The 25,706-nt window shown below is 50.5% G+C and carries 27 protein-coding genes; 16 read left to right on the top strand and 11 right to left on the bottom strand.

Annotation, left to right across the window (positions count from 1 at the left end; genetic code table 11):
• Positions 1-408: 408 nt before the first annotated feature.
• The 12 genes from AAC022_RS10470 to hypE are packed head-to-tail and all read left to right on the top strand — an operon-like array spanning position 409 to position 11,298.
• Entirely contained in the window at positions 409-912 is a 504-nt protein-coding gene (locus AAC022_RS10470) for a cyclic nucleotide-binding domain-containing protein (RefSeq protein ID WP_339730723.1), read from the top strand.
• Entirely contained in the window at positions 909-2,036 is a 1,128-nt protein-coding gene (locus AAC022_RS10465) for a 4Fe-4S dicluster domain-containing protein (RefSeq protein WP_339730720.1), read from the top strand. Before AAC022_RS10470 ends, AAC022_RS10465 begins: the two co-directional genes overlap by 4 nt.
• Positions 2,033-2,908 (top strand): FAD/NAD(P)-binding protein, encoded by an 876-nt coding sequence (locus AAC022_RS10460; RefSeq protein ID WP_339730719.1) that lies wholly within the window; start codon positions 2,033-2,035, stop codon positions 2,906-2,908. Before AAC022_RS10465 ends, AAC022_RS10460 begins: the two co-directional genes overlap by 4 nt.
• Positions 2,909-2,910: 2 nt before the next feature.
• Positions 2,911-3,699: an oxidoreductase gene (locus AAC022_RS10455; protein WP_339730718.1), complete on the top strand. Its 789-nt coding sequence runs from the start codon at positions 2,911-2,913 to the stop codon at positions 3,697-3,699.
• 5 nt (positions 3,700-3,704) lie between these two features.
• Positions 3,705-4,997, top strand: a complete 1,293-nt coding sequence (locus tag AAC022_RS10450) for a Ni/Fe hydrogenase subunit alpha (RefSeq protein WP_339730717.1) — start codon at positions 3,705-3,707, stop codon at positions 4,995-4,997.
• Between the two features lie 25 nt (positions 4,998-5,022).
• Positions 5,023-5,499: a hydrogenase maturation protease gene (locus AAC022_RS10445; protein WP_339730716.1), complete on the top strand. Its 477-nt coding sequence runs from the start codon at positions 5,023-5,025 to the stop codon at positions 5,497-5,499.
• Positions 5,492-5,863, top strand: coding sequence for a hydrogenase maturation nickel metallochaperone HypA (locus AAC022_RS10440; protein ID WP_339730714.1), 372 nt, complete (start codon positions 5,492-5,494; stop codon positions 5,861-5,863). Before AAC022_RS10445 ends, AAC022_RS10440 begins: the two co-directional genes overlap by 8 nt.
• The gene (gene hypB / locus AAC022_RS10435) at positions 5,860-6,549 is read left to right on the top strand and encodes a hydrogenase nickel incorporation protein HypB (protein WP_339730712.1); all 690 of its coding nucleotides are present in this window, start codon (positions 5,860-5,862) and stop codon (positions 6,547-6,549) included. Before AAC022_RS10440 ends, hypB begins: the two co-directional genes overlap by 4 nt.
• A complete protein-coding gene (gene hypF, locus AAC022_RS10430; RefSeq protein WP_339730710.1) occupies positions 6,527-8,824 on the top strand; it encodes a carbamoyltransferase HypF in 2,298 nt (765 codons plus the stop codon). Before hypB ends, hypF begins: the two co-directional genes overlap by 23 nt.
• Positions 8,815-9,090, top strand: a complete 276-nt coding sequence (locus AAC022_RS10425) for a HypC/HybG/HupF family hydrogenase formation chaperone (protein WP_339730708.1) — start codon at positions 8,815-8,817, stop codon at positions 9,088-9,090. Before hypF ends, AAC022_RS10425 begins: the two co-directional genes overlap by 10 nt.
• Positions 9,087-10,181 (top strand): hydrogenase formation protein HypD, encoded by a 1,095-nt coding sequence (hypD, locus tag AAC022_RS10420; protein ID WP_339730707.1) that lies wholly within the window; start codon positions 9,087-9,089, stop codon positions 10,179-10,181. The genes AAC022_RS10425 and hypD overlap by 4 nt, the downstream gene beginning before the upstream one ends.
• A gap of 40 nt (positions 10,182-10,221) precedes the next feature.
• On the top strand, positions 10,222-11,298 hold the full coding sequence (gene hypE / locus AAC022_RS10415) for a hydrogenase expression/formation protein HypE (RefSeq protein WP_339730705.1): 1,077 nt from the start codon (positions 10,222-10,224) through the stop codon (positions 11,296-11,298).
• A gap of 34 nt (positions 11,299-11,332) precedes the next feature.
• On the opposite strand, the gene AAC022_RS10410 is transcribed toward hypE, so the two are convergent.
• From AAC022_RS10410 to atpD, 10 genes are all read right to left on the bottom strand, one after another.
• The gene (locus tag AAC022_RS10410; protein WP_339730704.1) at positions 11,333-11,839 is read right to left on the bottom strand and encodes a CBS domain-containing protein; all 507 of its coding nucleotides are present in this window, start codon (positions 11,837-11,839) and stop codon (positions 11,333-11,335) included.
• Positions 11,840-11,914: 75 nt separating this feature from the next.
• The gene (locus AAC022_RS10405) at positions 11,915-12,802 is read right to left on the bottom strand and encodes a F0F1 ATP synthase subunit gamma (RefSeq protein WP_339730703.1); all 888 of its coding nucleotides are present in this window, start codon (positions 12,800-12,802) and stop codon (positions 11,915-11,917) included.
• Between the two features lies 1 nt (position 12,803).
• Complete coding sequence (locus AAC022_RS10400) at positions 12,804-14,351, bottom strand: alternate F1F0 ATPase, F1 subunit alpha (protein ID WP_339730701.1); 1,548 nt, start codon at positions 14,349-14,351, stop codon at positions 12,804-12,806.
• Positions 14,352-14,401: 50 nt separating this feature from the next.
• Positions 14,402-15,199, bottom strand: coding sequence for a hypothetical protein (locus tag AAC022_RS10395; protein ID WP_339730700.1), 798 nt, complete (start codon positions 15,197-15,199; stop codon positions 14,402-14,404).
• Positions 15,200-15,229: 30 nt separating this feature from the next.
• Positions 15,230-15,508, bottom strand: coding sequence for a F0F1 ATP synthase subunit C (locus AAC022_RS10390; RefSeq protein WP_339730697.1), 279 nt, complete (start codon positions 15,506-15,508; stop codon positions 15,230-15,232).
• 14 nt (positions 15,509-15,522) lie between these two features.
• On the bottom strand, positions 15,523-16,242 hold the full coding sequence (locus AAC022_RS10385) for a F0F1 ATP synthase subunit A (protein WP_339730695.1): 720 nt from the start codon (positions 16,240-16,242) through the stop codon (positions 15,523-15,525).
• Positions 16,239-16,559: an ATP synthase subunit I gene (locus tag AAC022_RS10380; RefSeq protein WP_339730692.1), complete on the bottom strand. Its 321-nt coding sequence runs from the start codon at positions 16,557-16,559 to the stop codon at positions 16,239-16,241. Before AAC022_RS10380 ends, AAC022_RS10385 begins: the two co-directional genes overlap by 4 nt.
• Positions 16,559-16,912 (bottom strand): AtpZ/AtpI family protein, encoded by a 354-nt coding sequence (locus AAC022_RS10375; protein ID WP_339730690.1) that lies wholly within the window; start codon positions 16,910-16,912, stop codon positions 16,559-16,561. Before AAC022_RS10375 ends, AAC022_RS10380 begins: the two co-directional genes overlap by 1 nt.
• On the bottom strand, positions 16,905-17,300 hold the full coding sequence (locus AAC022_RS10370) for a F0F1 ATP synthase subunit epsilon (protein ID WP_339730688.1): 396 nt from the start codon (positions 17,298-17,300) through the stop codon (positions 16,905-16,907). The genes AAC022_RS10375 and AAC022_RS10370 overlap by 8 nt, the downstream gene beginning before the upstream one ends.
• Positions 17,297-18,700: a F0F1 ATP synthase subunit beta gene (gene atpD / locus AAC022_RS10365; RefSeq protein ID WP_339730686.1), complete on the bottom strand. Its 1,404-nt coding sequence runs from the start codon at positions 18,698-18,700 to the stop codon at positions 17,297-17,299. Before atpD ends, AAC022_RS10370 begins: the two co-directional genes overlap by 4 nt.
• 447 nt (positions 18,701-19,147) lie before the next feature.
• Between atpD and ppsA the strand changes: the two genes are divergently transcribed.
• From ppsA to AAC022_RS10345, 4 genes are all read left to right on the top strand, one after another.
• On the top strand, positions 19,148-21,571 hold the full coding sequence (ppsA, locus tag AAC022_RS10360; RefSeq protein WP_339730685.1) for a phosphoenolpyruvate synthase: 2,424 nt from the start codon (positions 19,148-19,150) through the stop codon (positions 21,569-21,571).
• A gap of 60 nt (positions 21,572-21,631) precedes the next feature.
• Positions 21,632-22,084, top strand: a complete 453-nt coding sequence (locus AAC022_RS10355) for a hemerythrin domain-containing protein (RefSeq protein WP_339730683.1) — start codon at positions 21,632-21,634, stop codon at positions 22,082-22,084.
• Positions 22,085-22,162: 78 nt separating this feature from the next.
• Entirely contained in the window at positions 22,163-23,167 is a 1,005-nt protein-coding gene (locus AAC022_RS10350) for a zinc-dependent alcohol dehydrogenase family protein (RefSeq protein ID WP_339730682.1), read from the top strand.
• 234 nt (positions 23,168-23,401) lie between these two features.
• The gene (locus AAC022_RS10345) at positions 23,402-24,775 is read left to right on the top strand and encodes a sulfatase (protein WP_339730681.1); all 1,374 of its coding nucleotides are present in this window, start codon (positions 23,402-23,404) and stop codon (positions 24,773-24,775) included.
• 20 nt (positions 24,776-24,795) lie between these two features.
• On the opposite strand, the gene AAC022_RS10340 is transcribed toward AAC022_RS10345, so the two are convergent.
• Positions 24,796-25,683 carry a sugar phosphate isomerase/epimerase family protein gene (locus AAC022_RS10340; protein ID WP_339730680.1) on the bottom strand — a complete coding sequence of 296 codons (888 nt, stop codon included), beginning with the start codon at positions 25,681-25,683 and terminating at the stop codon, positions 24,796-24,798.
• Between the last annotated feature and the right edge of the window lie 23 nt (positions 25,684-25,706).

Below are 25,706 nucleotides of genomic sequence, written 5' to 3'. Positions count from 1 at the left end.
TCAGGCGGGTAGGGCTCTGTCATTCTTATGCAATTTAAACAGAAATAAAGAGGGGAAATAATCGGGATCTGTTTCTCAGTGCCATTGAGGATTCTGATACAATGGACCCAAGCTGAATCTGTTCGGCTTCGAAATAGTGTAGAATCGCTAAATAGATTTTACATCAGGCGATCTCTCTAATTCATCTCAGAGGATATGCTTCACAGGGTATGGGGGGATTCCCTATGCAAGGGGTGGCCTCGATTCATTGCATGCAAGCCCAGAAGATAAGATTATGATGTAAAATGAGATTCAGGAATTCAATCGTAAGGACAGCGCTTTCTTTCTATAGACGGTACTAGAAAGGAAGGTTAAACTTGAAGCAGATTTTAATGTATTGTTTCTAATATAAAAACAGGAGAGGCTGCGATGGAGATTCAACAGCTTCAGCAAATCTTGAAGGAACTTCGATTCACGGCGGGGCTGTCAGAAGAGGATCAGAAGAAACTGGCAGAGATCTCTCGTTCCCAGGATTTTCCTAAACATGCCACGATCTTTTCAGAAGGTTGTGATCATAACGACGTTTATGTTATCCGTAGTGGGCGTGTCGAAATATGCATGAGTATTCCAGCCCGTGGTTGCTTGCCGGTTCTGACTTTGGAAGCCGGGGATCTGGTGGGGTGGTCCTCGGTGTTGCAACAGGGGGAGATGACGGCAACGGTTGTGGCAGTCGACGATACACAAACGATTGCCATTGATGCTGCCAGATTGCGGACGTTGTGTGAGGATGACCATGATATTGGCTACCAAATGATGCGGCGGATTGCGATGGCGCTATCCCAGCGGCTGGTAGCCAGTCGGCTACAGGTCCTCGACATGTTTGGTGACGCCAGCTCTTATAATAACAGTAGTCCGGAAGGGGCCTCTGAATGAGTGAGGAACTACAGGTTGAAGACGTCCGATCCTGTTTTCTTTCAAGCGAGCAGTTTGCAAAACTTTTCGAAGTCTTGTACGGCTTGGATTATGAAGTCATCGGCCCGACCATTGATCAGGGAGCGATTACTTATGATCGATTGACATCAGTAAATGATCTACCGCGTGGTTGGACTGACATTCAAGAGCCGGGTAAGTATCGTCTTCAAGAACGAGACGATGATGCCTTGTTTGGATATTCAGTCGGGCCTCATTCCTGGAAGAAAAATCTATTTCCACCCGTCAGTACGCTCTCTGTTGCGGATCGCACGGATGAAGGTTGGCAGTTTACTGAAGTGGAAGAAGATTTACCCAAAATGGCGTTTTTAGGAGTGCGGGCGTGTGAATTAGCAGCACTCAAAATTCAGGACCGGGTATTTCTTGGCGGTGCTTATGTCGATCCGATCTATCAGGGGCGGCGCGTGCAGGCATTGGTAATTGCTGTGAATTGTACACAGGCGGCTGCAACCTGCTTCTGCACCTCTATGAAGTCGGGCCCGCGTTGTCAGTCTGGCTTTGATCTCGCACTGACTGAGTTACCAGACGGCTTTGTGGTGGAAATCGCGACTCCTGCAGGTGAGACCGTCATTGAGGCATTACGAACACAGGAACTCTCAGAAGATCAGTTGTCACAAGCCACCGCGGCGCGGCAGCAAGCCGTCGACCAGATTGAGCGGGAACTGGATACAACCGATATTCGCGATTTGCTGATGTCGAACCTGGAATCTCCGCGTTGGGATGATATTGCCGAACGCTGTTTGTCCTGTACGAACTGTACGATGGTTTGTCCGACCTGTTTTTGCAGTTCTGTCGAAGAAGTCAGCGATTTGACAGGAGATCATGTGGAACGACAGCGTGAGTGGGACTCTTGTTTCAATATGAACTTCAGTTATATGAATGGGGGGCTGGTACGGAATAATGTTCGTAACAGATACCGTCAATGGATGACTCATAAACTGGCGACATGGATTGATCAGTTTGGAACCTCTGGCTGTGTCGGGTGTGGCCGATGTATCACATGGTGCCCCGTTGGGATTGATTTGACACAGGAAGCTGCTGCAATTCGGAAAGACAGTCAGAAATGAATTCATTGGGCGCGACAACCGAAGGGAACAGCGATTCAACGAATAATCCCTGGTTACCCCAGACGGCGGTGATTCGTAAAATCGTGCACGAAGTCACCGATGTCGCCACGTATCAATTAGCGTTAGCTGATCCTGCCGCTGCAGAGGCATATCGCTTTCAGCCCGGGCAGTTCAATATGCTGTATGTGCCGGGGGCCGGTGAATCGGCGATCTCGATGAGCGGTAATCCTGAAACGCATGATTCACTGCTGCATACCATTCGGTTTGCCGGAAATGTAACGCGCAGCATCGCAGCCATGAAAGTCGGCGATACTCTGGGGCTTCGAGGCCCCTTTGGAACCAGTTGGCCGTTGGAATCTTGTGTTGGTCAGGATGTGATCCTGGTTGCAGGAGGAATTGGCTTACCGCCGTTGCGGCCGGTGATTTATCGTCTGCTTGCTGAACGCCAGCGATATGGACGATTACATTTACTCTATGGAGCGCGCTCTCCCGAAATGCGGCTCTATACGGAAGAGTATCCGCTCTGGACCGAAGGCGGGCTGGATGTCAGACAGACCGTTGATCGCTCCAGCCCCGGGTGGCATGGGAATGTGGGAGTGGTGCCGTTGTTGCTGGAACGGTTAGAAGCGTTTGATCCCGCGCGGACGATTTTGATAATCTGCGGACCAGATTTAATGATGCGGTTTACTGCCCGGGCAGCGCTGCAGATGGGAATGACAGCCGAGCAGATCTGGGTCTCCACCGAACGCAATATGCAATGCGCGGTGGGCCTGTGCGGACATTGTCAATTAGGGCCGGAGTTTATTTGCAAAGATGGCCCTGTTTTCCGTTACGATCAGATTTCACCTTATATGAAAGTGGAAGGGCTGTAATCGTGGGACAGGAAAAACCCCGGCTTGCCGTTTTTAAATTTGCGTCCTGCGATGGATGCCAGTTATCACTGCTTGATGCAGAGGATCAGATATTAGCTGTCGCAGGTGCGGTTGAGATCGTTTATTTTCCGGAAGCCACGAGTCGGATGGAAGAGGGACCTTACGATATTGCACTGGTTGAGGGGTCTGTCACAACGCCGCACGATGCCGAACGGATTCAGCAGATTCGACGCGATTCAAAGTATTTGATGACGATCGGTGCCTGTGCCACAGCCGGAGGAATTCAGGCATTACGGAACTGGGCCGATACCGATGAATTCATGCGGGCCGTGTATGCGAGCCCTGAATACATTCAAGTACTGGAAAGTTCAACGCCGATTTCCGATCATGTCAAAGTCGATTTCGAATTGCGTGGCTGTCCGATTAATCAGTATCAGTTAATTGAAGTCATTCAGTCGTTATTAGCAGGCAGAATTCCACGGACGCCGCAACATAGTGTCTGTCTGGATTGCAAACGTCGTGGAACCGTCTGTGTCACCGTGGCACAGGGGATCGCCTGTCTGGGCCCCGTGACGCAGTCTGGCTGTGATGCATTGTGCCCGAGTTATCACCGAGGTTGCTATGGATGTTATGGGCCGGCTCCTCAATCGAATCTGGTGAGTCTGACGACACTGATGAAAAAAGAAGGCGAATCCAAAACAGAGGTTGCGCATCGCCTGCGTAACTTCAATGCCTATGCACCCGCTTTTCGAACTGAAAGCCAGCGGTTACTCGAACAGGATGAGGAGTAGAGCTGATGGCGGACCGAACAATCAAAGTCGAAACAATGACGCGGGTCGAAGGCGAAGGCGGTCTGTACATTCATTTGAACGGTGACTCTGTTGATGAAGTTCGGCTGGAGATATACGAGCCACCTCGACTGTTTGAAGCGCTCTTACGTGGCCGTCCTCTGGAAGATACACCCGATATCACAGCACGCATTTGTGGAATCTGCCCGGTTGCTTATCAGATGAGTAGCGTGCATGCATTAGAAGCGGCGCTTAACGTGACCGTTTCGCCAGAAATTCGTCGACTGCGGCGGCTGTTGTATTGTGGTGAATGGATTGAAAGTCACGGTTTACACATGCACTTGTTGCATGCCCCTGACTTTCTGGGATTCGATAGCGGTCTGGATATGGCGAAACAGTTTCCGGACGAAGTCAATCGGGGACTGCGATTAAAAAAACACGGCAATCAACTGGTTGATATGCTGGGCGGCCGGGCCATTCACCCTGTGAATGTCTGCGTCGGTGGTTTTTATCGGATGCCTACTCGAAAGGAATTTCAGAAGCTGGTTCCCGATTTTGAATGGGGATTGAACGCGGCAGTTGAGACTACGCGTTGGGTCGCCGGTTTTGATTTTCCCGATTTCAATACCGAATGCGAATATATTTCGCTGTCGCATCCCGATGAATACCCGATGAATGAAGGATTCATGAAAACCAGCAGTGGTGATACCATTGAGGTCAGTCGGTATGATGATGAGTTTCAAGAACGGCAGGTTCCCCATTCAACGGCACTGCAGGCGATTCGAAAATCAACGGGGCGTCCCTATTTGCTGGGGCCGTTAGCACGCGTCAATCTGAATCGGGAACAGCTTTCACCGACGGCACGCAAATTAGCAGACGAAGTCGGGCTGGAACCTGTCTGTCGCAACCCGCATCGGGCAATCATCGCACGCGGGCTGGAACTCGTGCATGCGTATGAAGAAACCTTGATGATTCTGCGCGGGGATCACCCGACCGGGAAACCGCGTGAGTCCTATTCGTATCAAGCCGGCGAAGGGACGTCTGCCACGGAAGCACCCCGGGGAACACTGTTTCATCGTTATATCATTGATGAGGCTGGTAAGATTGTGAAGGCAGTGATTATTCCGCCGACCTCACAGAATCAGGCGCAAATTGAAGCAGATCTGAAGCAATGGGTCTCGCAAGTAATCAGTGATGACGAAAACGAGACGGCCCGACAATGTGAAAATCTGGTGCGAGCCTATGATCCTTGTATCAGTTGTTCGACGCATTTTCTGAATGTGAAAATTGAACGGACCTAAAAGGAAAAACGAAAGTGCTCATGCCATGAAACCAGAGACCATGATAGCGGGGATCGGCTCTCCTCACGGTGATGATCGTGTGGGCTGGGAAATTGCCAACGCCATTCAAAGCAGAACCAGTGATCGAGCTTCCGTTCGTCTGGTGCGAACTCCCGATGAATTACTGGACTGGTTAGAAGGCATTCAAGAACTCGTGATTTGCGATGCCTGTCAGGGCGCCGGGGAAGTTGGCAGTGTCCATCAATGGGAGTGGCCTTGTGCAGATCTAGAGTCGATTAGCTGGTCGGGGACGCATAATCTTTCACTGCTGGCTGTTCTGGCATTGGCCCGGCAACTGGACCGGCTTCCTGCATCAGTCTGGATCTGGGGAGTGGAAGTGCAGCAGGTCCAGCCTGACCAACCCATGTCGAATGCCGTCATGGCGGGAGCAACGAGCGCAGCAGAGTCGATTTGTAAAGCACTTTCGATTCCCCAGAATGAAACGGAGAAGCAGCATGCATGAACGCTCGTTGGTGCATCGTTTACTACAGCAGGTGCAGCAGATCGTCGCAGATGACGGGGGCGGTCAGGTCACGGAAATTCGCGTGCAGCTGGGAGATTTGTCCGGTGTCGAGCCATTATTATTTCAGGTAGCTTTTGAGGAGATGGTTTCAGTCATGTTTTCGTCAGCCTGTCAATTGTCGCTGGATGTGGTGCCTGTGACGGCTGTTTGTGATCATTGCCGTCAGCAATTCGAAATCGTCGATTTTCAGTTTCGGTGTCCTGACTGTCAAACGGGCGCAGTGCAAGTGGTTCAGGGCGATCAGGTGAAACTAATCAGTATCAATGTCAATTCAGACAACCCGGTGGAAGGAGTTGCCTCATGAATCAGCGCACGATTATCGTCAAAAAAGATATCCAGGCAGATCAGAAAGCGGATGCAGCCGTGGAACGCGAGAGGCTCGGGCGCCGGGGGACATTGGTCGTCAATCTTCTCTCATCGCCGGGTGCCGGGAAAACCACGCTTCTGGAAGCAACGGCCCGACAGTTCGCCGGACGTCGGAGCATGGCCGTTCTGGTTGGGGATCTGGAAACGGATCGGGATGCGCAGCGGTTGGCACCTCTGGTTCCTGTAGCGCAACTCACAACCGGCGGGGCCTGTCATCTGGAACTACCGCTGGTACAGCGCGGGCTGCAAGCTCTGGGGGATCCCGCTGTCGATTTTCTGTTTATTGAAAATATCGGGAATCTGGTTTGCCCCGCATCGCATGATTTAGCAGAACATCTGCGGGTAGTGCTGATCAGTACGACCGAAGGGGATGACAAGCCGGGGAAATATCCGAAAATGTTTCGGACCAGTCAGGCGATGGTGATTACGAAACTCGATTTACTGCCGCATGTTCCTTTTTCCGTCGACGCGGTTACCGAAGACGCACACCGCATTCAACCAGAGTTAGACATTTTAACGAATTGCGCCTTGGATGGAGATGGTGTGTCGGACTGGTGCGAATTTCTGGAGCAGCAACATCAACAGCTTTTGGCTCGATACCATGCAACGGCAGTCAATCACTGAGCTCGCTAAACCGCAACAGGCCGTGCAGTTGACGTTAAGCGGTCGTGTTCAGGGGATCGGTCTGCGCCCCGCGATCGCACGTTGGGCAGGCACGCTGGATTTAGTTGGTTACATCAAAAATACCACGCAGGGGGTTGAGCTGATTATCGAAGGCCCAGTTTCTGTCGTAGCGCGTTTTGAAATGCAATTAGACACACATCTGCCTCGAGAAGCCCGCATTGAAAAGCGGGAACGGAAACTTTGTACGGTCAGTGGCTTCAGCGACTTTGAAATCATCGGTGGAGAGACAGGAGGACCTCTGGCGACACAAGTCCCTGCCGATCTCGCTGTCTGTCAGGAGTGTCTGGCTGAGGTTTCAGATGATTCTAACCGACGTTTTGGATATCCCCTGACGAGTTGCACGAATTGCGGTCCCCGGTATTCAATTATTAAATCGATGCCTTATGAGCGGGCACAAACGGGAATGTCCGAGTTTCCGCTTTGCGATTCTTGTCGGGATGAATACCAGTCTTCCCGTGATCGCCGGTTTCACGCACAGACGAATGCCTGTGCTGAGTGTGGCCCTGGTATCTGGTGTACCGACGCCAAAGGGCGGCGTTTCGCTTCAGCAGGTGAGTCAATTGAAGTTGCATCGGCCGCGTTGCAGCAGGGGCAGATTCTTGCCTTGCGTGGGTTGGGCGGTTATCAACTGCTGGTAGATGCGACATCCGAAACCGCGGTAGCAAGACTAAGAGAACGAAAACGTCGTTTTGGGAAACCGCTGGCTGTGATGGTGGCTTCCGTAGAACATGCGGCGCAGTTGGTCTTTCTGAGCGATTCGGAACGCGGAGATTTAAGCAGCTCCGCCGCCCCGATTGTACTGTTGCCTACCCGAAGCAATTCTGGAATCGCTTACAACGTTAATCCCGGCTTGAATCTACTGGGAGTGATGTTGCCAACCACGCCCCTGCATCGGTTATTGCTGCAGCAGTGCTCTGGTCCTCTGGTTGTGACCAGTGCCAATCAGGAAGGGGAACCGCTGGCCTATCAACGTGGGCAAATCGGAGATCAATTGATATCAGTCGCCGACCTGTGGCTGGAGCATGATCGACCGATTGAACGTCCGATCGACGATAGCGTCGTACGCTGGATGGCAGGACGGAGAGTCACCATTCGACTGGCCCGTGGACTGGCCCCCTCTCCTTTGGAGTTGGAATGTGACGAACCACTGATCGCGCTGGGAGGACAGCAGAAAGCGGCGTTGGCACTCTGTAATGGCAGGCAAAGTATTCTGGGGCCGCACGTCGGCGATTTGGGAAATCTGGCTTCCTGTGAACGTTATCAGGAACAATTACAGGCTTTACAAAAACTATATGGGATTGAGGATGCGGCGTTTGTCTGTGATAGGCATCCGGAATATTACACTACGCAGTGGGCGGCTCAGCAGTCGGCTTTACAAGAAACAGTGCAGCATCATCATGCGCATATCGTCGCCAGTATGCTGGAGCAGGGGTGGCTCGATCGCCGTGTGTTAGGAGTCGCCTTTGATGGAACCGGTTGGGGCGATGATCAGACAATCTGGGGGGGAGAATTTCTTTTATCCACGGCGACCAGCTACGAGAGGGTCGCACACTTAAGACCGTTTCCGCTTCCTGGCGGTGAACGTGCAGTCCGCGAACCGTGGCGTGTTGCGGTCTCTCTGGTGGCACAGGCTGTTGGAAAACAGGCGGCTTCCCAATTGAAACTCACTACGGAGCCGGTGGAGCCGTTATTGAAAATTATCAATTCACGACACTTCTCACCCAAAACGACCAGCGTCGGTCGCCTGTTTGATGGTGTGGCTTCACTGATTTTGGGTGTGACGCATGTGGATTTCGAAGGGCAGGCGGCAATGTTGCTGGAAGCAGCCTGTGATCTGACAGAAACCGGGAGTTATGAAATGATATTACAGGCGAAGAAGCCGATTCAGCTTGATTGGCGGCCCCTTGTTTCTCAGATCCTGGAAGACCGAACCTGGGGAGTTGCTCCGGCAGCGATGGCGATGCGCTTTCATCGTGGACTAGCCCAAGCGGTGGCCCGGTTGTGTCGTCAGTTTAAAACTATGCCCGTTGTTCTGGGGGGCGGCGTTTTTCAGAATCGATGTTTGGTGGAATTAATCGTCGAAGAATCTGCACAGAACGGACAGCCACTTGGGTTGCCCGGAACGATTCCCCCCAATGATGGCGGTCTCGCGGCAGGGCAACTGGCGGTTGCGGTTTCCCGCCAGAAACAGAAAGGGGCGGGCCGATGTGTTTAGGGATACCCGGAAAGGTGGTTCGCTGGCTGGAACGGGAAGGGGCGTTTGCCCAGGCAGAAGTGGAATTCGACGGAGTCCGCCGGGTGGTGCATATGGCGTGTGTCACTGAGGCGGCGTTGGGAGATTATGTGGTCGTTCACGCGGGAATTGCCATCAGCCGTATCGATCCGTTAGAAGCGAAACGAATCTTCGAAACGATTGCCGAATGGGGCGACGATGAAGGCTGGCGTCCAGAACAACCCGAAGCACCTGAGGCTTCACAATGAAATATCTGGACGAATACCGTGATCCCCGGGCTGCCCAGTTATTGCTGGATGAAATACGCAGGGTCTCTACGCGTAGCTGGACGTTAATGGAAGTCTGCGGAGGCCAGACTCACGGTCTGTTAAGACATGGCATTGCCGCGGAGCTAGAGGGGACGGTGGAGTTAATTCATGGTCCCGGCTGTCCTGTCTGTGTGACCGATCAGGAAGCCATCGATTTCGCCTGTCAACTGGCGCGGCGTGACGATGTGATTCTGGCCAGTTTTGGTGATATGCTGCGGGTGCCGGGGAGTCGCGGTTCATTGCTGGATGCAAGGACGGCCGGCGCGCGAATACAAATTGTTTATTCTCCATTGGATGCCATGGCTCTGGCACGGAAACATCCTGATAAGCAGGTCGTGTTCTTTGCGGTGGGTTTTGAAACGACGGCACCTGCGACCGCTCTCGCCGTTAAACAGGCCGGGCGGGATCAACTTGACAATTTCAGTATGATTGTTTCGCATGTGCGCGTGCAGCCTGCGATGGAGGCTTTGGTTCAGGCTCCGGATCACCGGGTGCAGGCATTTCTGGCAGCCGGTCACGTCTGTACGGTGATGGGGTATGAATCGTACGAGTCGTTTGTAGAACAGTATCGCCTGCCGGTCGTTGTGGCTGGCTTTGAACCGTTGGATTTGCTGGAAGGGATTCTGGCGTGTGTGAAACAACTCGAAAAAAATGAAGCACGGCTGGAAAATCGGTACGCCCGCACGGTACAGGCAGCTGGAAACCGGGCAGCGCAGGATCTGGTGCGGGAGATTTATCAAGTCTGTGATCGCGCGTGGCGCGGGTTTGGTGTCGTGCCTAAAGGAGGCCTGGAACTGCGCCCAGAGTGGCGTCGGTTTGATGCCCGTGCTCGTTTTTCTGAACCGGCTTTACCCGTGATTGAGGTCGATGAGTGCCGCAGTTTCGAAGTGATGACGGGACACCTCAAGCCTCCCGACTGTCCTTACTTCGGGAAATCTTGTACTCCCGAATCGCCGCTGGGAGCTCCGATGGTTTCTTCTGAAGGAGCGTGTGCGGCTTATTTTCGATATGGTATGACTACCAGCCGCTGATCGAACTGAAAGATCAATCTCAGTAAAGTTCTTGACGACCATGCATGACAACGAAAAAAACGCATTTTCCTCCTGGCAGATGAACTGTCCCGTTTCGATTCCCACTAATGCGGACTGTGTGACGCTGGCCCATGGAGAAGGGGGCCGCCTTTCGCGAAAACTGATTCAGGAACGCATTGTCCAAACGTTAAAGAACGAAACTCTGCTAGCTTTGAACGATGCCGCCCAACTCCCACAGGTGAATGGACCTTTAGCGCTGACGACGGATAGCTTTGTGGTTTCCCCTTTGTTTTTTCCGGGTGGTGATATTGGCTCGCTGGCTGTATATGGAACAGTCAATGATTTAGCCGTCAGTGGTGCCAGACCGCTCTGGCTCACGCTTTCGTTGATTATGGAAGAGGGCTTGCCACTGGTTATTTTAGACCGAGTACTGGAAAGTATTGCCGAGGCGGCACGGCAGACGGGAGTTCAGATTGTGGCGGGCGATACGAAAGTCGTTCCCCGAGGAGCCGCGGACGGTTTGTTTATCAATACGGCGGGCGTCGGCGAGTTGATCGCTCCCATTCCCCCTGGCGCTCCAGCACTACAGGAAGGGGACGAATTGATTGTCAGTGGTTCCATTGGTCGTCACGGGATTGCCATTTTAGCTGTACGCGAAGAACTGGGGCTGGAACCACTGCCATCCAGTGACTGTGGCTCCTTACTTCGACCTGTTGAAATCTTACGCGAAGGAATAGGGAATCAGATTCGCTGCCTGCGTGATGCAACTCGGGGAGGCGTCGCGGCTGTGCTACATGAATGGGCAGAGGCGAGCGAAATGACTCTCAGCATTGACGAGCGCAGTCTCCCGGTTTCGCCTGATGTGCGGGGGATCTCGGAACTGTTGGGACTTGATCCTTTGCATATCGCCAATGAAGGGACGATGGTCATTGCTGTCAAACTGGGGGCCGGCGCTGAAGCCGTTTCCCTGTTACAGTCATTACCGGAATCGGCTGATGCCCGGGTAATCGGTGTCGTGAAACCCCGGGGCATTGCAGCCGTTACTATTCGACGTACTCTCGGCGCAGAACAACCTCTGGATGATCCCCTGGGAAGCCCCTTACCACGAATCTGTTGATTATTTCAGGACTCTCTCCTGAAGACAGTAGCTTTTAAGTGCGGTCGATGGTAAATCGAAGATTCATGATCTGAGAGGTGTCGCGCAGTTGCCGTTCATGTTCGCTCGTGTGGACGATTTGATTGTAGTAGGTTTCCATCTCTTTCAGAATGTCACTGCGACTCACGATGCCCTGCAGTTCACCGTTCTCTACAACAGGCAGATGATGGATGTTATGGCTCGTGAAAATGGAGACAATCGAAAAAAGTTCTGTCTCGGGAGCGATACAGATCGGATGCGCCGACATGATTGTTTTCGCACTTTGTGGCGGACTGGGGTTACCAAAAAATAGTTCGTTGGAAACCGCCGATAGACAATCTCCTTCGGAGATGAAGCCCAGAAGAAACTTTTTGTCATTCTTGATTTCTACGACAGGTGCATTCGAAAGCTTATGTTTCACTAAAAAGCGAATGACTTGAGTAAGAGTCATGTCTGGTGTGACCACTTCCACGTAATGTGTCATAAAATCTTTAGCATGGGGTGATTGTTTGGGATCGTTCATGGCTTTGCGCTTTCTATGATGAAATTGTTTGAATGAGTCACATTTAGGGTTCTTTTAATTTTTTCCCAATTTGTCCTATTGGGAATCTTTCAAGGCTTCGAATCCGGTGACGACATCGAGTAATTCTTCTGTAATTGAAGTCTGTCGCTGCTGGTTAAATTCTGACTGCAGGTTCACGAGGCGTTCTTTGATATTGCGTTCGGCGGCCTGCATGGAGGCGATCCGGCTGGCGTTTTCACCCGCCAGCGATTCTGCACAGGCACGAAATAGCGAGACGAACAAATATTGGCGAATCAACCGTGATAAAAGCACGCTGTGGTTCATTGTAAACATGGGGAGTGTGCGTGAAGACCAGTTTCGCTTTTGATGACGGAAAAAACGTTCCGGGTCAATCGGCAGCAACTGCAGGGCATGCGGTTTATAGCTCGAGGCGGAAACACGCTGATTATAGAAAATGAATATTCGTCCCAAACGTCTTTGATGTCGCCATTGGTCAATATTAGTCAGGATATCAGTGACCAGGGGTGCAATGCTCGTGGCAGAGCCGGGGAGAGTGAATTCAAAATCGACGTCAACGCCTGTGTCCTGCACTTTTCCCTGAACGCGGGAACCAATCACCATCCAGGAAAAACGATCTGTTTTCGAACTGTCATTGGAAAAATATTCAGATGCGTAGGAAGCAATCTGCTCATTGAATTGGCCACACATTCCCTGATCAGATCCAAAAATGATGATCCCGGTAGAACCATCCGCTTGTAATTCTGGGAGACTGGTTTCCCGTTCCAGATCCCAGAGGACCATTTTGAGCCCCTGTTCTACCGTTTCCGAATAATCTTCCAGAGAGTCCACGGCCTGTTCGTACTGTCGGATACTGACTGCTGCCAGAGTTTTCATGGTACGTACGACGGACTGCAAATCTTTGGTACTATCGATGCTTCGTTTTAGTGTTTCCAGGTCTTGCATCTTAAGGGCTGACTTCAGGAGTTTTGTGATGAAATTTGTGAATCAGTTCTTTGGCCGTATCGATAATTGTTCGTTGATTTTCTTCGGAGAGCTTCTTGCCTGCGAGAATAGATTCACTCAGATCGGGGAAATCGTTGATCAGGATTTTCTGGACAAATTCTTCTGTTTTTCGAATTTGAGATAATTCGGTCTCGTCAAATGCCCCTCCGGCCATCGCGAGCAAGACGGTGATCTGTTCGGGCACGGAAAGTGGTTGATACTGCGATTGCTTAAATATTTCACGAACACGACGGCCTCGTTCAAGCGTAGCCAGCGTTTCTTTATCCAGGCGGCTGCTGAACCGGGAAAATGCTTCCAGTTCTTCAAACTGGCTGTAAGACAGACGTAAGTCGCCAGCGACGGCCCGGTAAGCCGGGAGTTGCGTTTTTCCGCCGACACGAGAAACTGATCTACCGACATCTACTGCCGGGAGAATACCTTTTTGAAATAGATGAGGCGAAAGATAAATCTGGCCGTCGGTAATCGAGATCAGATTCGTCGGTATGTAGGCAGCTAGATTTTGGGCTTCCGTTTCAGCGACGGGTAATGCCGTTAGGGAACCGCCACCCAGAGATTCCTTTAAATGCGTCGAGCGTTCCAGCAGGCGGGAATGCAGATAAAAAATGTCGCCGGGGAATGCTTCTCGACCGGGAGGGCGTCTCAATAGCAAAGATAATTCCCGATAAGAGCGGGCATGTGATGTGAGATCATCATAAACGACGAGTACATCCTTCCCTTGATCCATGAAATATTCGCCCAGGGTTGTCGCTGCGTAGGGGGCGACAAATTGCAGGCCGGGGGGCGAATCACTCTCGGCAACGACTACAGCCGTGTATTCGAGGGCACCGTGTTGCCGTAAATCGTCGATCACTTTGGCAACAGCAGAATTGCGCTGCCCGATGGCGCAGTAGATGCAAATCACATCTTTATTGTGTTGATTGATAATCGTATCAATTGCGATGGCGGTTTTTCCCGTTTGTCGATCTCCAAGAATCAGTTCGCGTTGACCGCGACCGATGGGAATTAATGAGTCGATGACTTTGAGTCCGGTCTGCAAGGGCACGGTCACCGGTGCGCGGTCGGTAATGGAAGCGGGATCCCGTTCGTAAGGTCTACGCTCGGCTGCAGACACCGGGCCATGACCATCCAGGGGCCGTCCCACCGGGTCGATGACGCGACCGATTAATGATTCGCCGACAGGTACATCCAGCAGGCGATGGGTACGCCTGACTTCATCGCCAGCCGTCAACTGCTCGCTGTGGTCAAGCAGGACGACACCGATCTCATCGACGTCCAGGTTTAATGCCAGGCCGAGGACATGGTTTGGAAACTGTAACAACTCTTCCGACTGGACATTGGGTAACCCGCTGACGCGCGCATGACTGCGACCGACATACGTAACTTTGCCAATTTCGATGGGGCGCGGCTCATAATTATGTTGTGCCAGTACGCCATCAAATTTTTCAAAGGTACGATCGAGAAGTGATTTGATCTCGGGGGAAGTCGCCATGTTTTACTTTCAATACGATTCAGTCAGCCTGTCTGAAAACTCGCTCCAAACTAAGATGTTGATGGAAGTTCATTTTCTGATTCCAGTGTGATGACTTCATTCAACGATTGGACAAATTCCTCTTCTAATTCTTCGAGCGGTTCCAGGATATTCCAGGCGATTTTGTAGCCTCCGACATGAAAATCAATTCCACAGATTAATTCCGGCTTTTCCTGAAAATCAATATCCACATCAGTAAACAGAAAATCGTGTACGAATGCGGTGATATTATCGCGGTCTGTTTGACTGAGGGGAAACGCACTTTCCACTAGAATGCGATGTTGTTTCGATTCGAGCAGAGCTACAACATTCTTTTTTTGTTGCTCGTCAATCCCTTTGATCCGGTCAAGAAACACTTGAATCGTCTGTTGTTGTAAATCCGTATTGGCCAGTTCTTTTAATACGCATTGACTCATGTGATGGATGTGGCCTGCCATGCGGAGCCGGGCTTCGCGTAGAAACGATTCACGTTCCCGATGCAGGGCGCGATACCATTCTGTTTTCTCTTCATCCACTTCGGCACGGGCGCGTGTCAGGTGTTCCTCGCGCCAGATTTGAATGTCTTTTCCTGCGTCGGCCAGTAGTTCATCTTTTGCATGAGACAGTTCTTCTGTTTTCTGCTTAAAAGACGCGGCCTCTGATTCTGCCTGCCGTTGAAGCTTGATTGCGTCTTCATGTTCTATCGCAATCTGTTTTTCCCGTTCCTGCATGGCCTTGAGGATCGGCTTGTACAGAAAGTGAGATAACAACCAGACCAGGACCAGGAAGTTGAGAATCTGAGCGGTAAATGTAAACCAATCAATGGACATAGTTTATTCCTGCATAACTTTTCAAACTGATTAACCGCCATTTGTCTGAAGAAAGTGATTCCAGAACGGATTCGCGAAAATCAAAATCATCGAAATCACGAAACAGTAAATCGCCGTTGATTCCACCATCGCCAGCCCAACAAACAGGGTACGTGTGATGGTGCTTGCTTCGTCGGGTTGCTGGGCGATCGCACTGAGTGCCTGGGCGAGTGCCCGTCCTTCACCCAAAGCAGGCGCCATTGATCCAATGGCGATGGTGATTCCTGCGGTAAAGATTGAAACGGCGGCAATAATCGTATTTGAATCCATAGAAACGTCCTCTTTTATTTTGTCTTTGTGTTTACAGGTTCCGGATGATCGTCCGAAATGTTGTCTTCAACTTGTTTATCATGGTTTGCTGAAGCGATATAGACCATGGCCAGCACAGAAAAAATATAAGCCTGAATAATCCCGGTCAGTAATCCGAACGCTTGCATCAGAATTGGTACAAACAGGGGAACAAATCCTAGCAGAATTGCTCCGATCACTGCGCCGCTCATCATGTTCCCATATAGGCGAACCGCCAGAGCCAGGGTGCGTGAGAGCTCACCGATAATAGTAAAGGGCAACATAAAGATTGATGGACTGATATATTGCTTCATATACCCCAGAATTCCCTGTTGGGCAATTCCATAAATGGGCACGGCCACAAATACACATGTAGCCAGAGCGGCGGTTGTGGAGAGTGAACCTGTAGGGGGATAGTAGCCGGGAACAATTGCCATAATATTGGAAACGGCAATAAATAAGAATAACGTACCTACAAAAGGCAGATAGGAGCCGGGATTCTGCTGGCTGACTTCCTGGATTTGATCGCGCAGACCCAGTACAAGCACCTCCAGCAGGTTCTGCCCGCGGGATAACTTCGTAGTGGAAGAGAGCCGGCGTGTGATCAGCCAGGACACAAACACCAGCAAGGCCATGACGAGCCAGGTAAACAGAATGGTCCGGTTCAGGATAATGAATTCCCATTGCCAGAGCGGTTCATCAGGCGAAAAATTCATGAAACAGTTTCCCCTGAGATAGAAGCGTTTTCCGGTCTGAACTGTCGCGTGCAGGCATAGCGCGCGACCATGAACCCGAGCAGGCAGGCGACCATTCGTTGCCAGCGATCGGTTTCTGAGAGCCAGATTCCAATAAACCAGAAGCCAGCAAGCGTGATCAGAGTTCTACTCAAGGCACTCATCAGAAATAAGAGCCAGGGGTGCCTGACTTTGGGGAGCTGCTTGATCGTCAACCACAGTCCGCCGAAAAAGATCACTCCCAATATCGTGCCCGCAACAAAACTCACGATAAGCTGGAATATAAAAAGAGGATTCATTACTCGATATTTCCTTCTTTGTGTAGCCATTTCCAGGCATTAAAACAGCCGAAGCAAATTCCACCGATCAGCAGCATCAGGCTCCATGAGTAGCGGGAAGGCCAGCGTGAGTCAATCCACATGCCGACGATGGCCCCGACGACAGCTGGCACTGTGACGGACCAGCCTATGAGACCGAACATCCCAAATCCAAACCAGATCGTATGATGTTTTTCGTTTTTTGCTTTTAGTTTGCGCATTTCCTGAGAGGCGATACGTTGTTCAATTTCTGTCTGATTATGCAGGTGTAATTGATGCGGCTCAAAATTCGCGTTAGTTGATTCATTGCTTTGATCCGGGGTCTGGTCAGGCATCGGTGTTCATTCCCTGCTTCACAAAGTGCCTGAGAATATCCGCTTCCAGTTTGGCTATCGCGGAGCGGATCAGACGTTCTCGTTCATGATATGCTTCAAATTGTTCTGTCACTTTCTGACGGAGTGTACCCAGATCGTCCCCTTGAACGGCGTAGATCGTTGAGATACGCACTTCTGATCCCGTTTTTGTCAAGATGCCCCCACCAATGCCCAGGTAATTCTCGCAGTTCTGTTCATCGACAAATGTCAGAATGCCTGGCAGAAGAGCCGATAAAAAGTCGACATGCTTTGGCATTAAACAGAAGGAACCGTTTTCCGCTTCCGCAATGACCTTCGTCACCGGCTGATTAATCATGATCTCCGTGGGTAACAGTACCTTCAGGTTCATTTGGTTTCACCCTTTTTGACTTCTGCAATGGAGCCAATCATATACAGGGCGCGTTCCGAGACATCATGGAATTCATCATTTAGAATTCGTTCGCAACCATCGAGGGTTTCGTCCAGTGAGACGAATTTTCCATCATAGCCGGTAAACTGCTCGGTGCTGAAAAAGGGTTGTGTCATAAACCGTTCCAGGCGACGTGCCCGGTTCACTGTGCGGCGGTCCTCACGGGAAAGTTCTTCCAGACCCAGCATGGCGATGATGTCTTTGAGGTCTTCATAGTTCGCCAGTGTTTCCCGTACCGCTTGAGCGACCTGGTAATGTCGTTCTCCCACAATCGGAGGCATCAGCATTTTAGAGCTGGAGTTCAATAAATCAATGGCGGGGTAAAGCCCTTCCGAAGCCCGTTTGCGAGAGAGTACCACAGAAGTCGAAAGGTGTGCGAAGGTATGGACGGCGGATGGGTCAGTGAAATCGTCGGCGGGCACATAAACGGCCTGTACCGAAGTGATCGATCCGTTTGTGGTGGTGCAAATTCGCTCCTCCAGCTCTGCTAAATCAGAAGCGAGCGTCGGTTGATAACCGACGCGCGAGGGGAGTTCCCCCATCAGCCCTGATACTTCGGTTCCTGCCTGAATGAAACGGAAGATATTATCAATCAGTAGTAGCACATCCTGCCGTTGGTCGTCACGAAAATATTCTGCCATGGTCAAGGCTGCATGGCCGACGCGGTAACGGGCGCCCGGCGGCTCATTCATCTGGCCGAAAACCATGACCGTGTTCTCGAGTACTCCCGCCTCTTTCATTTCACGATATAATTCTTCCGCTTCCCGGCAGCGCTCGCCTATGCCGCAGAACAGACTGACTCCTTTATGTTCACCGACTACATTATGGATCAGTTCGGTAATTAACACAGTCTTTCCGACGCCGGCCCCGCCAAAAAGTCCTGCCTTTCCGCCCCGTTCTAATGGGGAAAGCAGGTCAATGGCTTTGATTCCGGTCTTGAAAATATCGGATCGAGGTGGGCGTTCGACTAATGCCGGTGAATCATGATGGATCGATCGCCAGTCGGTGCTCTCAATCGGATCACCGACATCGATGGTCTGGCCGAAGACATTCAGCATTCGCCCCAGTAGTTCGCGTCCAACGGGAACTTTGAGCGGATGACCGGTATTGATGACTATTGAACCGCGTGACAGACCGCGTGTCGCTGTTAAAGCGATTCCGCGGATGGTGTGATTATTTAATTGAGTGAGGACTTCAATCACGATTTCCTGATGATCACCGGTATGTAGCTCACTTTGGACTGGTGGCAAATGATGAGGAAAGTAGGCATCAATGACACTACCTCTAACCGAGAGAATCGTTCCCTGGTCGAACTCATTGGTCAGGATTTTCTGCTGCATTGAGAATCTCATCCTTCCTGCGTTGAACAGGTTCGCTGTTGACTCATTACTGCATGCTATCAAATCAGCAGCCGTCTGACTACTTGTCCTTAGCTGTGAAAATGATTGATTTTTCATTAGAACTCAAGCGATTGAAAATGAAATAGGACTGTTTTACATGAGAATACAATGTCGACGAATGGCTGCTGGCTCTGACTAATGGTTTTCCCTATGCGAGTACCGGGAATGGCCTCTATTGAAGTCCAGTACATTCTTGGTACTAATGACACTGAGAAAATATAGAATGTGGAAAAGTGACAGGAAAATTTGATCGTTGCTCTTAAATTCTCTATAATGACTTTTTGGTCTCTTAGTGAATTGGTTCAATCCCCCGTGGATGGGTCAGTTGCGGTCAGGATGAGATTAGCTATGACGCACAATCAAAATTAGAAAGCAAGGAGCGGAGCCGTGACGACAAAGGAGCCTCTGATTTTATGGTTCGAGAAGCTTAGCATCGGAGATGTCCCTGCAGTAGGAGGGAAAAATGCTTCGCTGGGGGAAATGTATTGCAATCTGAGTTCCAAGGGGATTTCGGTGCCCAATGGATTTGCCACGACGGCGGCTGCGTATCGTCTGTTTCTGTCTGAGACCGGCCTGGATCAACAGATTCGGGAAATACTCCAGGATTTGGATACCTCAGATATTTCCAATCTTCAAGCGCATGGTTTAAAAGTCAGGCATGCCATTCTCTCTGCAGAGATCCCGCAACCTATCCAGGATGAAATTTATCAAGCGTATCAAACACTAAGCGAGAATCTGCCTGGAGGTGTTGATGTTGCTGTCCGCAGTAGTGCGACAGCAGAAGATTTACCCGATGCCAGCTTTGCGGGGCAGCAGGAGTCTTATTTGAATGTGCAGGGGCAAGCCAACTTGATGGAGACCTGCCGTCGCTGTTTTGCGTCCCTGTTTACGGATCGTGCGATTTCGTATCGCACGGAAAAAGGATTTGATCATTTTGATATTGCGCTTTCGATTGGCATTCAGCGGATGGTGCGCTCAGATTTGTCCTCGTCAGGGGTTATGTTTTCCATTGATACTGAAACTGGGTTCCGAGATGCGGTTTTGATCAACGCCGCCTATGGTTTGGGTGAAAATATCGTTCAGGGCAGTGTGAACCCGGACGAATATTACGTATTCAAACCGACACTCAAAACTGGTTTTAAACCGATTTTGAAGAAGTCATTAGGGTCGAAGGAATTCAAGTTAATCTATGATGCTGGCGGCGGGAAAATGACTCGCAATGTGCCCGTCGATGTAGTTGATCGAAAGCAGTATGCCATCAGTGATGAAGACATTTTGACACTGGGACGCTGGGCCTGTGTGATTGAAGACCATTATTCCAAGGTGCAGGGGCGCTTCTGTCCGATGGATATGGAATGGGCCAAAGATGGTATCACAGGGGAATTATTCATCGTCCAGGCGCGTCCTGAAACGATTCATTCCAATAAAGAGTTAAACCGGCTCAAGACCTATCATCTGAATCAGCGGGGAAAAGTTCTCTGCACCGGGCACAGTGTGGGGGAACGAATCGGTCATGGTGTCGCGCGGGTGATTCATAGTGCGGAACATTTAGATGAAGTGCAGCCGGGCGATGTGTTGATTACCGACAAGACTGATCCGGACTGGGAACCGATTATGAAAAAAGCGGCTGCGATTGTCACTAATCGTGGTGGGCGAACCTGCCATGCTGCGATTGTCAGCCGAGAACTGGGACTCCCGGCGATCGTCGGTGCGGAAGATGCCACGAGTGCGATTTCCTCCGGAACGATGGTGACTGTTTCCTGTGCCGAAGGTGATACCGGCTTTGTGTATGAAGGACAGCTTGATTATAACGTCGATGAAGTCGACCTCTCTCAATTACCACGCCCCAAGACCAGCGTGATGATGATTGTAGGGAATCCCAACGAAGCATTTCGCCTTTCCATGCTTCCGAGTAACGGCGTTGGTCTGGCGAGAATGGAATTCATTATCAATTCATTCATTCGGATCCATCCAATGGCACTCTTGGAGTATGACAGCCTGGATGATCCGATTCTAAAGGAAGAAATCGATCGTCTGACTCCTGCTTATGCCAATAAGCCTGAATTCTTTATCGATACTCTGGCCCAGGGAGTGGCAATGATAGCGGGTGCCTTTTATCCGCGTGATGTGATCGTGCGGATGAGTGATTTCAAAACAAATGAGTATGCCAATTTGATCGGCGGGCAGCTTTACGAACCGAAAGAAGAGAACCCCATGATCGGGTTCCGAGGAGCCTCTCGATACTATCACCCGCGCTACCGGGATGCGTTTGGTCTGGAATGTCAGGCCATGCGCAAGGTCCGCGAAACGATGGGCCTGAAGAATATGAAACTGATGATTCCTTTCTGTCGTACAGTGGAAGAGGGAAAAAAAGTTCTCGAAGAAATGGCCAAGCATGGCTTGCGTCGCGGGGAAGATGGACTTGAGGTTTACATCATGTGCGAGATTCCGAGTAACGTGATTCAGGCAGAGGCGTTTGCCGAGATCTTTGATGGTTTTTCAATTGGTTCCAATGATCTGACGCAATTGACGTTGGGGGTTGACCGGGATTCTGAAGTGGTGGCGCACATTTTTGATGAACGCGATCCTGCGGTGATGGATTCACTGGCAGCGGCGATTCAGCGAGTCAAAGCGTGTGGGAGAAAAATCGGGATCTGTGGTCAGGCTCCCAGTGATTACCCTGAAATCGCGGAATTCCTGGTGAAGCAGGGAATTGACAGTATTTCACTCAATCCGGATGCCGTTCTGAAAACGGTCACACGCATTGCCGAGGTCGAGGCTGAGTTGAGCGCCAAAGTCAGTCAGTCTTAAACACATAACAAACAGAAAAATCGATGATAATAAACGAACCGTAAAAAGGAGTTGAAGAAGATGAACAAAAACACAAATTCTCACGAGCATTTACAGAATCTGTTGGATGAGCACGAACAGATACTATCACACATGAAAACGCTGAATGACTGGTGGACCGAACTTGATGAACGCGGATTACCGAAATTTGGGGAAATGGGAACCCGTGTGCAAAAGTTTCGTGATCTGTTAGCAAAGCACTTCGAAGATGAAGAGCAGGAAGGTTATTTTAAGCCTGTACTAGATGAGTCTCCTGGTTTTTGTATTATGGTACCTGATTTCAAAGAGAAACATTCAACGATCCTGACTCAGATTGATGATTTTATCTCACGTCTCAAACAACCAGAGCCCCCTTTTGAAAACTGGAGTGCTGCCTTGCAGGAATTTGAGACATTACTGGCAGATCTGCGTGAACATGAAAACAAGGAAATCAAAATGGTTCAGGAAGCATTCGATAAGTCTGCTGCAAACTAGGATGTAACAAGCGATCCGAAATATGATCCGGACTGATTTCCCGTTCGTGTAATTCAGAGTGTGGGAGGACAACTTCTGATGAAAGCGATGGTACTCAATCAGCGTGCCGACATCAGTGGTTCGCCATTGGTACTGGCTGATGTTCCCGCACCCAATCCGGGGCCGAATGAAGTCTTGATTCGGGTGCATTGTTGTGCGATTTGCCGGACTGATTTGCACGTAATAGAAGGTGACTTACCTGAAACAAAGTCACACATCATCCCGGGGCATCAGGTGGTGGGAACCGTCATTAAAATGGGGGCGTCCTGCAAGCGTTTTCAGAACGGTGATCGAGTCGGTATCGCCTGGCTGCGCAGTACCTGTGGTGTTTGTGAGTTTTGCCAGTCCGGACGCGAAAACCTGTGTGAGCAGTCTCGTTTCACAGGCTATCATGCCGATGGCGGCTACGCCGAGTTGGCCGTAGTTCAGGAAGATTATGCTTATGCCATTCCGGATGTCTTCAGTGATTTAGAAGCGACTCCCTTATTATGTGCGGGAATTATTGGTTATCGCGCCTTGAAACAAAGTGACTTGCAGCCTGGTGAACGACTGGGGATTTATGGATTTGGTTCCAGTGCGCATGTCGTGATCCAAATGGCATTGCACCATGGTTGTGATGTCTTTGTCGTCACACGCGGAGAAAAGCATCGAAAACTGGCACGTGAGATGGGAGCGGTCTGGGTCGGAGCGCGTTCCGATCAGATGCCTGTTAAAGTTCACTCGGCGATTATCTTTGCTCCCGCGGGCGAACTCGTACCCGCTGCCCTGAAACATCTCGAAAAAGGGGGCACTTTGGCGCTGGCGGGAATTTATATGTCTGATATTCCTCAATTGAATTATGAGGAAACACTGTTTTATGAACGCAGTCTCAGATCCGTGACAGCGAATACCAGACAAGATGGGCAGGAACTGTTAAAGGAAGCGGCTGAAATCCCGATCTGTCCTCACATCACAACCTATTCATTGCAGGATGCGAATCGGGCCTTGATCGATTTGAAAAATGATCAAATCAATGGGACCGGTGTGCTGGTGATGGAATCTTGATCGAGTAGCAAGCAGCAATTTCAGACAGGTTTACTGTGTACAAGCCTGTGTTACCGTGTCAAACTTAAACTGAAGAAGATTATTTTCTTGTCAGTCAGTCAGTCAGTCAGTTTGTGTTTGTGGTAGGAGTTGTTTTCTGTGAAATCAGGTTTGTATATGCGGATGCTTGTTCTAGTTCTTTTCTTTCTTTTGTACTGGATACCTGGAGCAGCCGCTGCAGCGAGGCGTCCTAATGTGTTGTTCATCGCTATTGATGATTTAAGAACGGAATTAGGGTGTTACGGGCTGCCTTATGTGCAGAGCCCTTCTCTCGACCGACTGGCTTCACAGGGGGTTCTGTTTACGAATCACTTTGTCCAAGTTCCAACGTGTGGCGCTTCGCGTTATGCCTTGTTGACCGGACGCAGTCCGATTAATTCAGGCGTCACCCGCAGTAATCAAGCCTTCTATCGCGGGAAGTCAGCACTCTCAGCCAGACAGACCGCAGGAGCGCAGACTCTGCCGGAACTGTTTCGTCGCAGTGATTATCAGACGACCTGTATTGGAAAAATATCACATACGGCCGATGGTCGTGTATTCGAATATAATGGGAAGGGAGATGGGCGCGAGGAATTGCCTCATGCCTGGGATGAACTGGCAACTCCCTTTGGTTCCTGGAAACGGGGCTGGGGTATCTTTTTTGCTTATGCGAACGGCCGCAGCCGCGAGGATGGATCTGGTATTCGTGATCTGATGCAATTCACCGCAGAGCAGGATGAAGATCTGCCCGATGGTTTGCTGGCACAACAGGCGATTCAGAAATTAGGTGAACTCAAACAGCAGGAGCAGCCGTTCTTCATGGGGCTTGGTTTTATCAAACCCCATCTCCCGTTTGTGGCTCCGAAGCAGGATTGGGAGGCCATGTCGCGTGTTACGATTCCCCCGCCGCCTCATCCTGAAAAAGTGAATTCTCCCTATTGGCATAAGAGTGGTGAATTTTACAGTTACAATATGGAATCTGAAAAAACACGTCCCTTATCTCAAGCGGCTCAAATCAAGACGCGGCGGGCTTATCTGGCCTGTGTGCGCTATGTGGATCGGCAGGTGGGTAAGGTACTCACCGCGCTGGATGAACTGGGGCTAAGTGAGAACACAATTGTCGTTGTCTGGGGAGATCATGGCTGGTTTCTGGGCGATACTGCACTCTGGGCCAAGCATGCACCCTATGAACGTGCTTTAAAGAGTACGCTCATTATTCGAGCACCGGGCGTTTCCCAGGCAGGGTTGAAATCCTCTGCGCTGGTGGAGACGGTTGATCTTTATCCGACACTCGTTGATCTTTGTCAGCCGGAATTTCAAAAGACAGAATTTCCATTGGATGGAATCAGTCTTAAACCGATCCTGAATGGTAACAAGTCTGATGTGCGTGAAGCGGCGTTGAGTTATTGGAATTCTGCTGTCAGTGTGCGTACGAAAATGCATCGTCTGATTGTCACCACCGGCAAAAAACAGCCGTCGAAACGGGAACTTTATGATATTTCTAAGACGCCTGACCCGGTGAAGAACCTCGCAGAAAAACACCCGGAGATCGTGCAGGAGTTGTTAGAGCATCTTCCAGCGCGGAAGTAAGTTGACTGATTACACACGATTCAAAATAAATGTGTTTTCATCCAGGTCAGATATTCAGAAGCATACTCATTCAGGTTTTCCAGGCTGCCACCACCACGAAGGGGCGAGCACATTTCATAGGTTGCGGTTCCTTTGAAGCCACCTTCTTTCAAGCCGTGGAAAAAAGCAGAGTAATCGATGAAGCCGGTACCGAATTTGACGGCACGGACCATATCAGGTTGTTGTCGTTGATAATTGATCACATCGGGTTGGTAGTTAAAACGCGGAAGTCTGATGTAGTCAGCATTTGTGGTGATGGCGGTATATGGTGCCATTTTGCGTGCGGCTTCGAACAGATTTTCATCGCGCAGAGCAGGCGACCAGGCATCAAAACCAAGTTTGCAGTTCGGGCGGTCAATATCGTGCAGCAGTTCTAACAGGGCATCAGAGTGCACGCCGACGTCATGGTGATTTTGGACAGCGATTGTGACACCGTAAGACGCGGCACGGTCACAGCATTCCTGGAGTGCAGAAACGACCTGGCACCAGAGCGCATGTGGTGTCTGCCGTGGGGAGTCGTAAGCGGTAAAAATACGAACGGTCGGAGCACCTAATTGTTGTGCCAACTGTGCCAGTTGCTCGACATACTGGATTTGTAATTCCTGGTATGGAACTTCAGCGGCTCCGGTACCTGAAAAGTCTGTGTAGCCTCCGATGATCGAACATTTGATTTGGTGTTCTTCGAGCGATTGTTGAATCGACGTGACTTGCTCAGACGTCATGTCCAATGGAGACAGGTGAGGTCGTTTTCCCATTAACATCACCGAATCATAACCCAGCTGAGATGCCTGGGCGATGAAGTCGGTGATACTCAAAGTGGATTGTCCCCAGAAACCAGCATAACTGACAGAAAAAAGGCACAGCTTCATGATCGGGCTCCAATGGACAACGT

This window comes from uncultured Gimesia sp. (assembly GCF_963976445.1).
Lineage (GTDB): Bacteria > Planctomycetota > Planctomycetia > Planctomycetales > Planctomycetaceae > Gimesia.
This window is presented reverse-complemented; position numbering and strand designations above follow the sequence as displayed.

Excerpts from the sequence above, each read along its gene's own strand:
- AAC022_RS10470 (WP_339730723.1), top strand. The coding sequence starts at position 409 with ATGGAGATTCAACAGCTTCAGCAAATCTTGAAGGAACTTCGATTCACG.
- AAC022_RS10465 (WP_339730720.1), top strand. The coding sequence starts at position 909 with ATGAGTGAGGAACTACAGGTTGAAGACGTCCGATCCTGTTTTCTTTCA.
- AAC022_RS10460 (WP_339730719.1), top strand. The coding sequence starts at position 2,033 with ATGAATTCATTGGGCGCGACAACCGAAGGGAACAGCGATTCAACGAAT.
- AAC022_RS10450 (WP_339730717.1), top strand. The coding sequence starts at position 3,705 with ATGGCGGACCGAACAATCAAAGTCGAAACAATGACGCGGGTCGAAGGC.
- AAC022_RS10445 (WP_339730716.1), top strand. The coding sequence starts at position 5,023 with ATGAAACCAGAGACCATGATAGCGGGGATCGGCTCTCCTCACGGTGAT.
- AAC022_RS10440 (WP_339730714.1), top strand. The coding sequence starts at position 5,492 with ATGCATGAACGCTCGTTGGTGCATCGTTTACTACAGCAGGTGCAGCAG.
- hypB (WP_339730712.1), top strand. The coding sequence starts at position 5,860 with ATGAATCAGCGCACGATTATCGTCAAAAAAGATATCCAGGCAGATCAG.
- hypF (WP_339730710.1), top strand. The coding sequence starts at position 6,527 with ATGCAACGGCAGTCAATCACTGAGCTCGCTAAACCGCAACAGGCCGTG.
- AAC022_RS10425 (WP_339730708.1), top strand. The coding sequence starts at position 8,815 with ATGTGTTTAGGGATACCCGGAAAGGTGGTTCGCTGGCTGGAACGGGAA.
- hypD (WP_339730707.1), top strand. The coding sequence starts at position 9,087 with ATGAAATATCTGGACGAATACCGTGATCCCCGGGCTGCCCAGTTATTG.
- hypE (WP_339730705.1), top strand. The coding sequence starts at position 10,222 with ATGCATGACAACGAAAAAAACGCATTTTCCTCCTGGCAGATGAACTGT.
- AAC022_RS10410 (WP_339730704.1), bottom strand. The coding sequence starts at position 11,839 with ATGAACGATCCCAAACAATCACCCCATGCTAAAGATTTTATGACACAT.
- AAC022_RS10405 (WP_339730703.1), bottom strand. The coding sequence starts at position 12,802 with ATGCAAGACCTGGAAACACTAAAACGAAGCATCGATAGTACCAAAGAT.
- AAC022_RS10400 (WP_339730701.1), bottom strand. The coding sequence starts at position 14,351 with ATGGCGACTTCCCCCGAGATCAAATCACTTCTCGATCGTACCTTTGAA.
- AAC022_RS10395 (WP_339730700.1), bottom strand. The coding sequence starts at position 15,199 with ATGTCCATTGATTGGTTTACATTTACCGCTCAGATTCTCAACTTCCTG.
- AAC022_RS10390 (WP_339730697.1), bottom strand. The coding sequence starts at position 15,508 with ATGGATTCAAATACGATTATTGCCGCCGTTTCAATCTTTACCGCAGGA.
- AAC022_RS10385 (WP_339730695.1), bottom strand. The coding sequence starts at position 16,242 with ATGAATTTTTCGCCTGATGAACCGCTCTGGCAATGGGAATTCATTATC.
- AAC022_RS10380 (WP_339730692.1), bottom strand. The coding sequence starts at position 16,559 with ATGAATCCTCTTTTTATATTCCAGCTTATCGTGAGTTTTGTTGCGGGC.
- AAC022_RS10375 (WP_339730690.1), bottom strand. The coding sequence starts at position 16,912 with ATGCCTGACCAGACCCCGGATCAAAGCAATGAATCAACTAACGCGAAT.
- AAC022_RS10370 (WP_339730688.1), bottom strand. The coding sequence starts at position 17,300 with ATGAACCTGAAGGTACTGTTACCCACGGAGATCATGATTAATCAGCCG.
- atpD (WP_339730686.1), bottom strand. The coding sequence starts at position 18,700 with ATGCAGCAGAAAATCCTGACCAATGAGTTCGACCAGGGAACGATTCTC.
- AAC022_RS10355 (WP_339730683.1), top strand. The coding sequence starts at position 21,632 with ATGAACAAAAACACAAATTCTCACGAGCATTTACAGAATCTGTTGGAT.
- AAC022_RS10350 (WP_339730682.1), top strand. The coding sequence starts at position 22,163 with ATGAAAGCGATGGTACTCAATCAGCGTGCCGACATCAGTGGTTCGCCA.
- AAC022_RS10340 (WP_339730680.1), bottom strand. The coding sequence starts at position 25,683 with ATGAAGCTGTGCCTTTTTTCTGTCAGTTATGCTGGTTTCTGGGGACAA.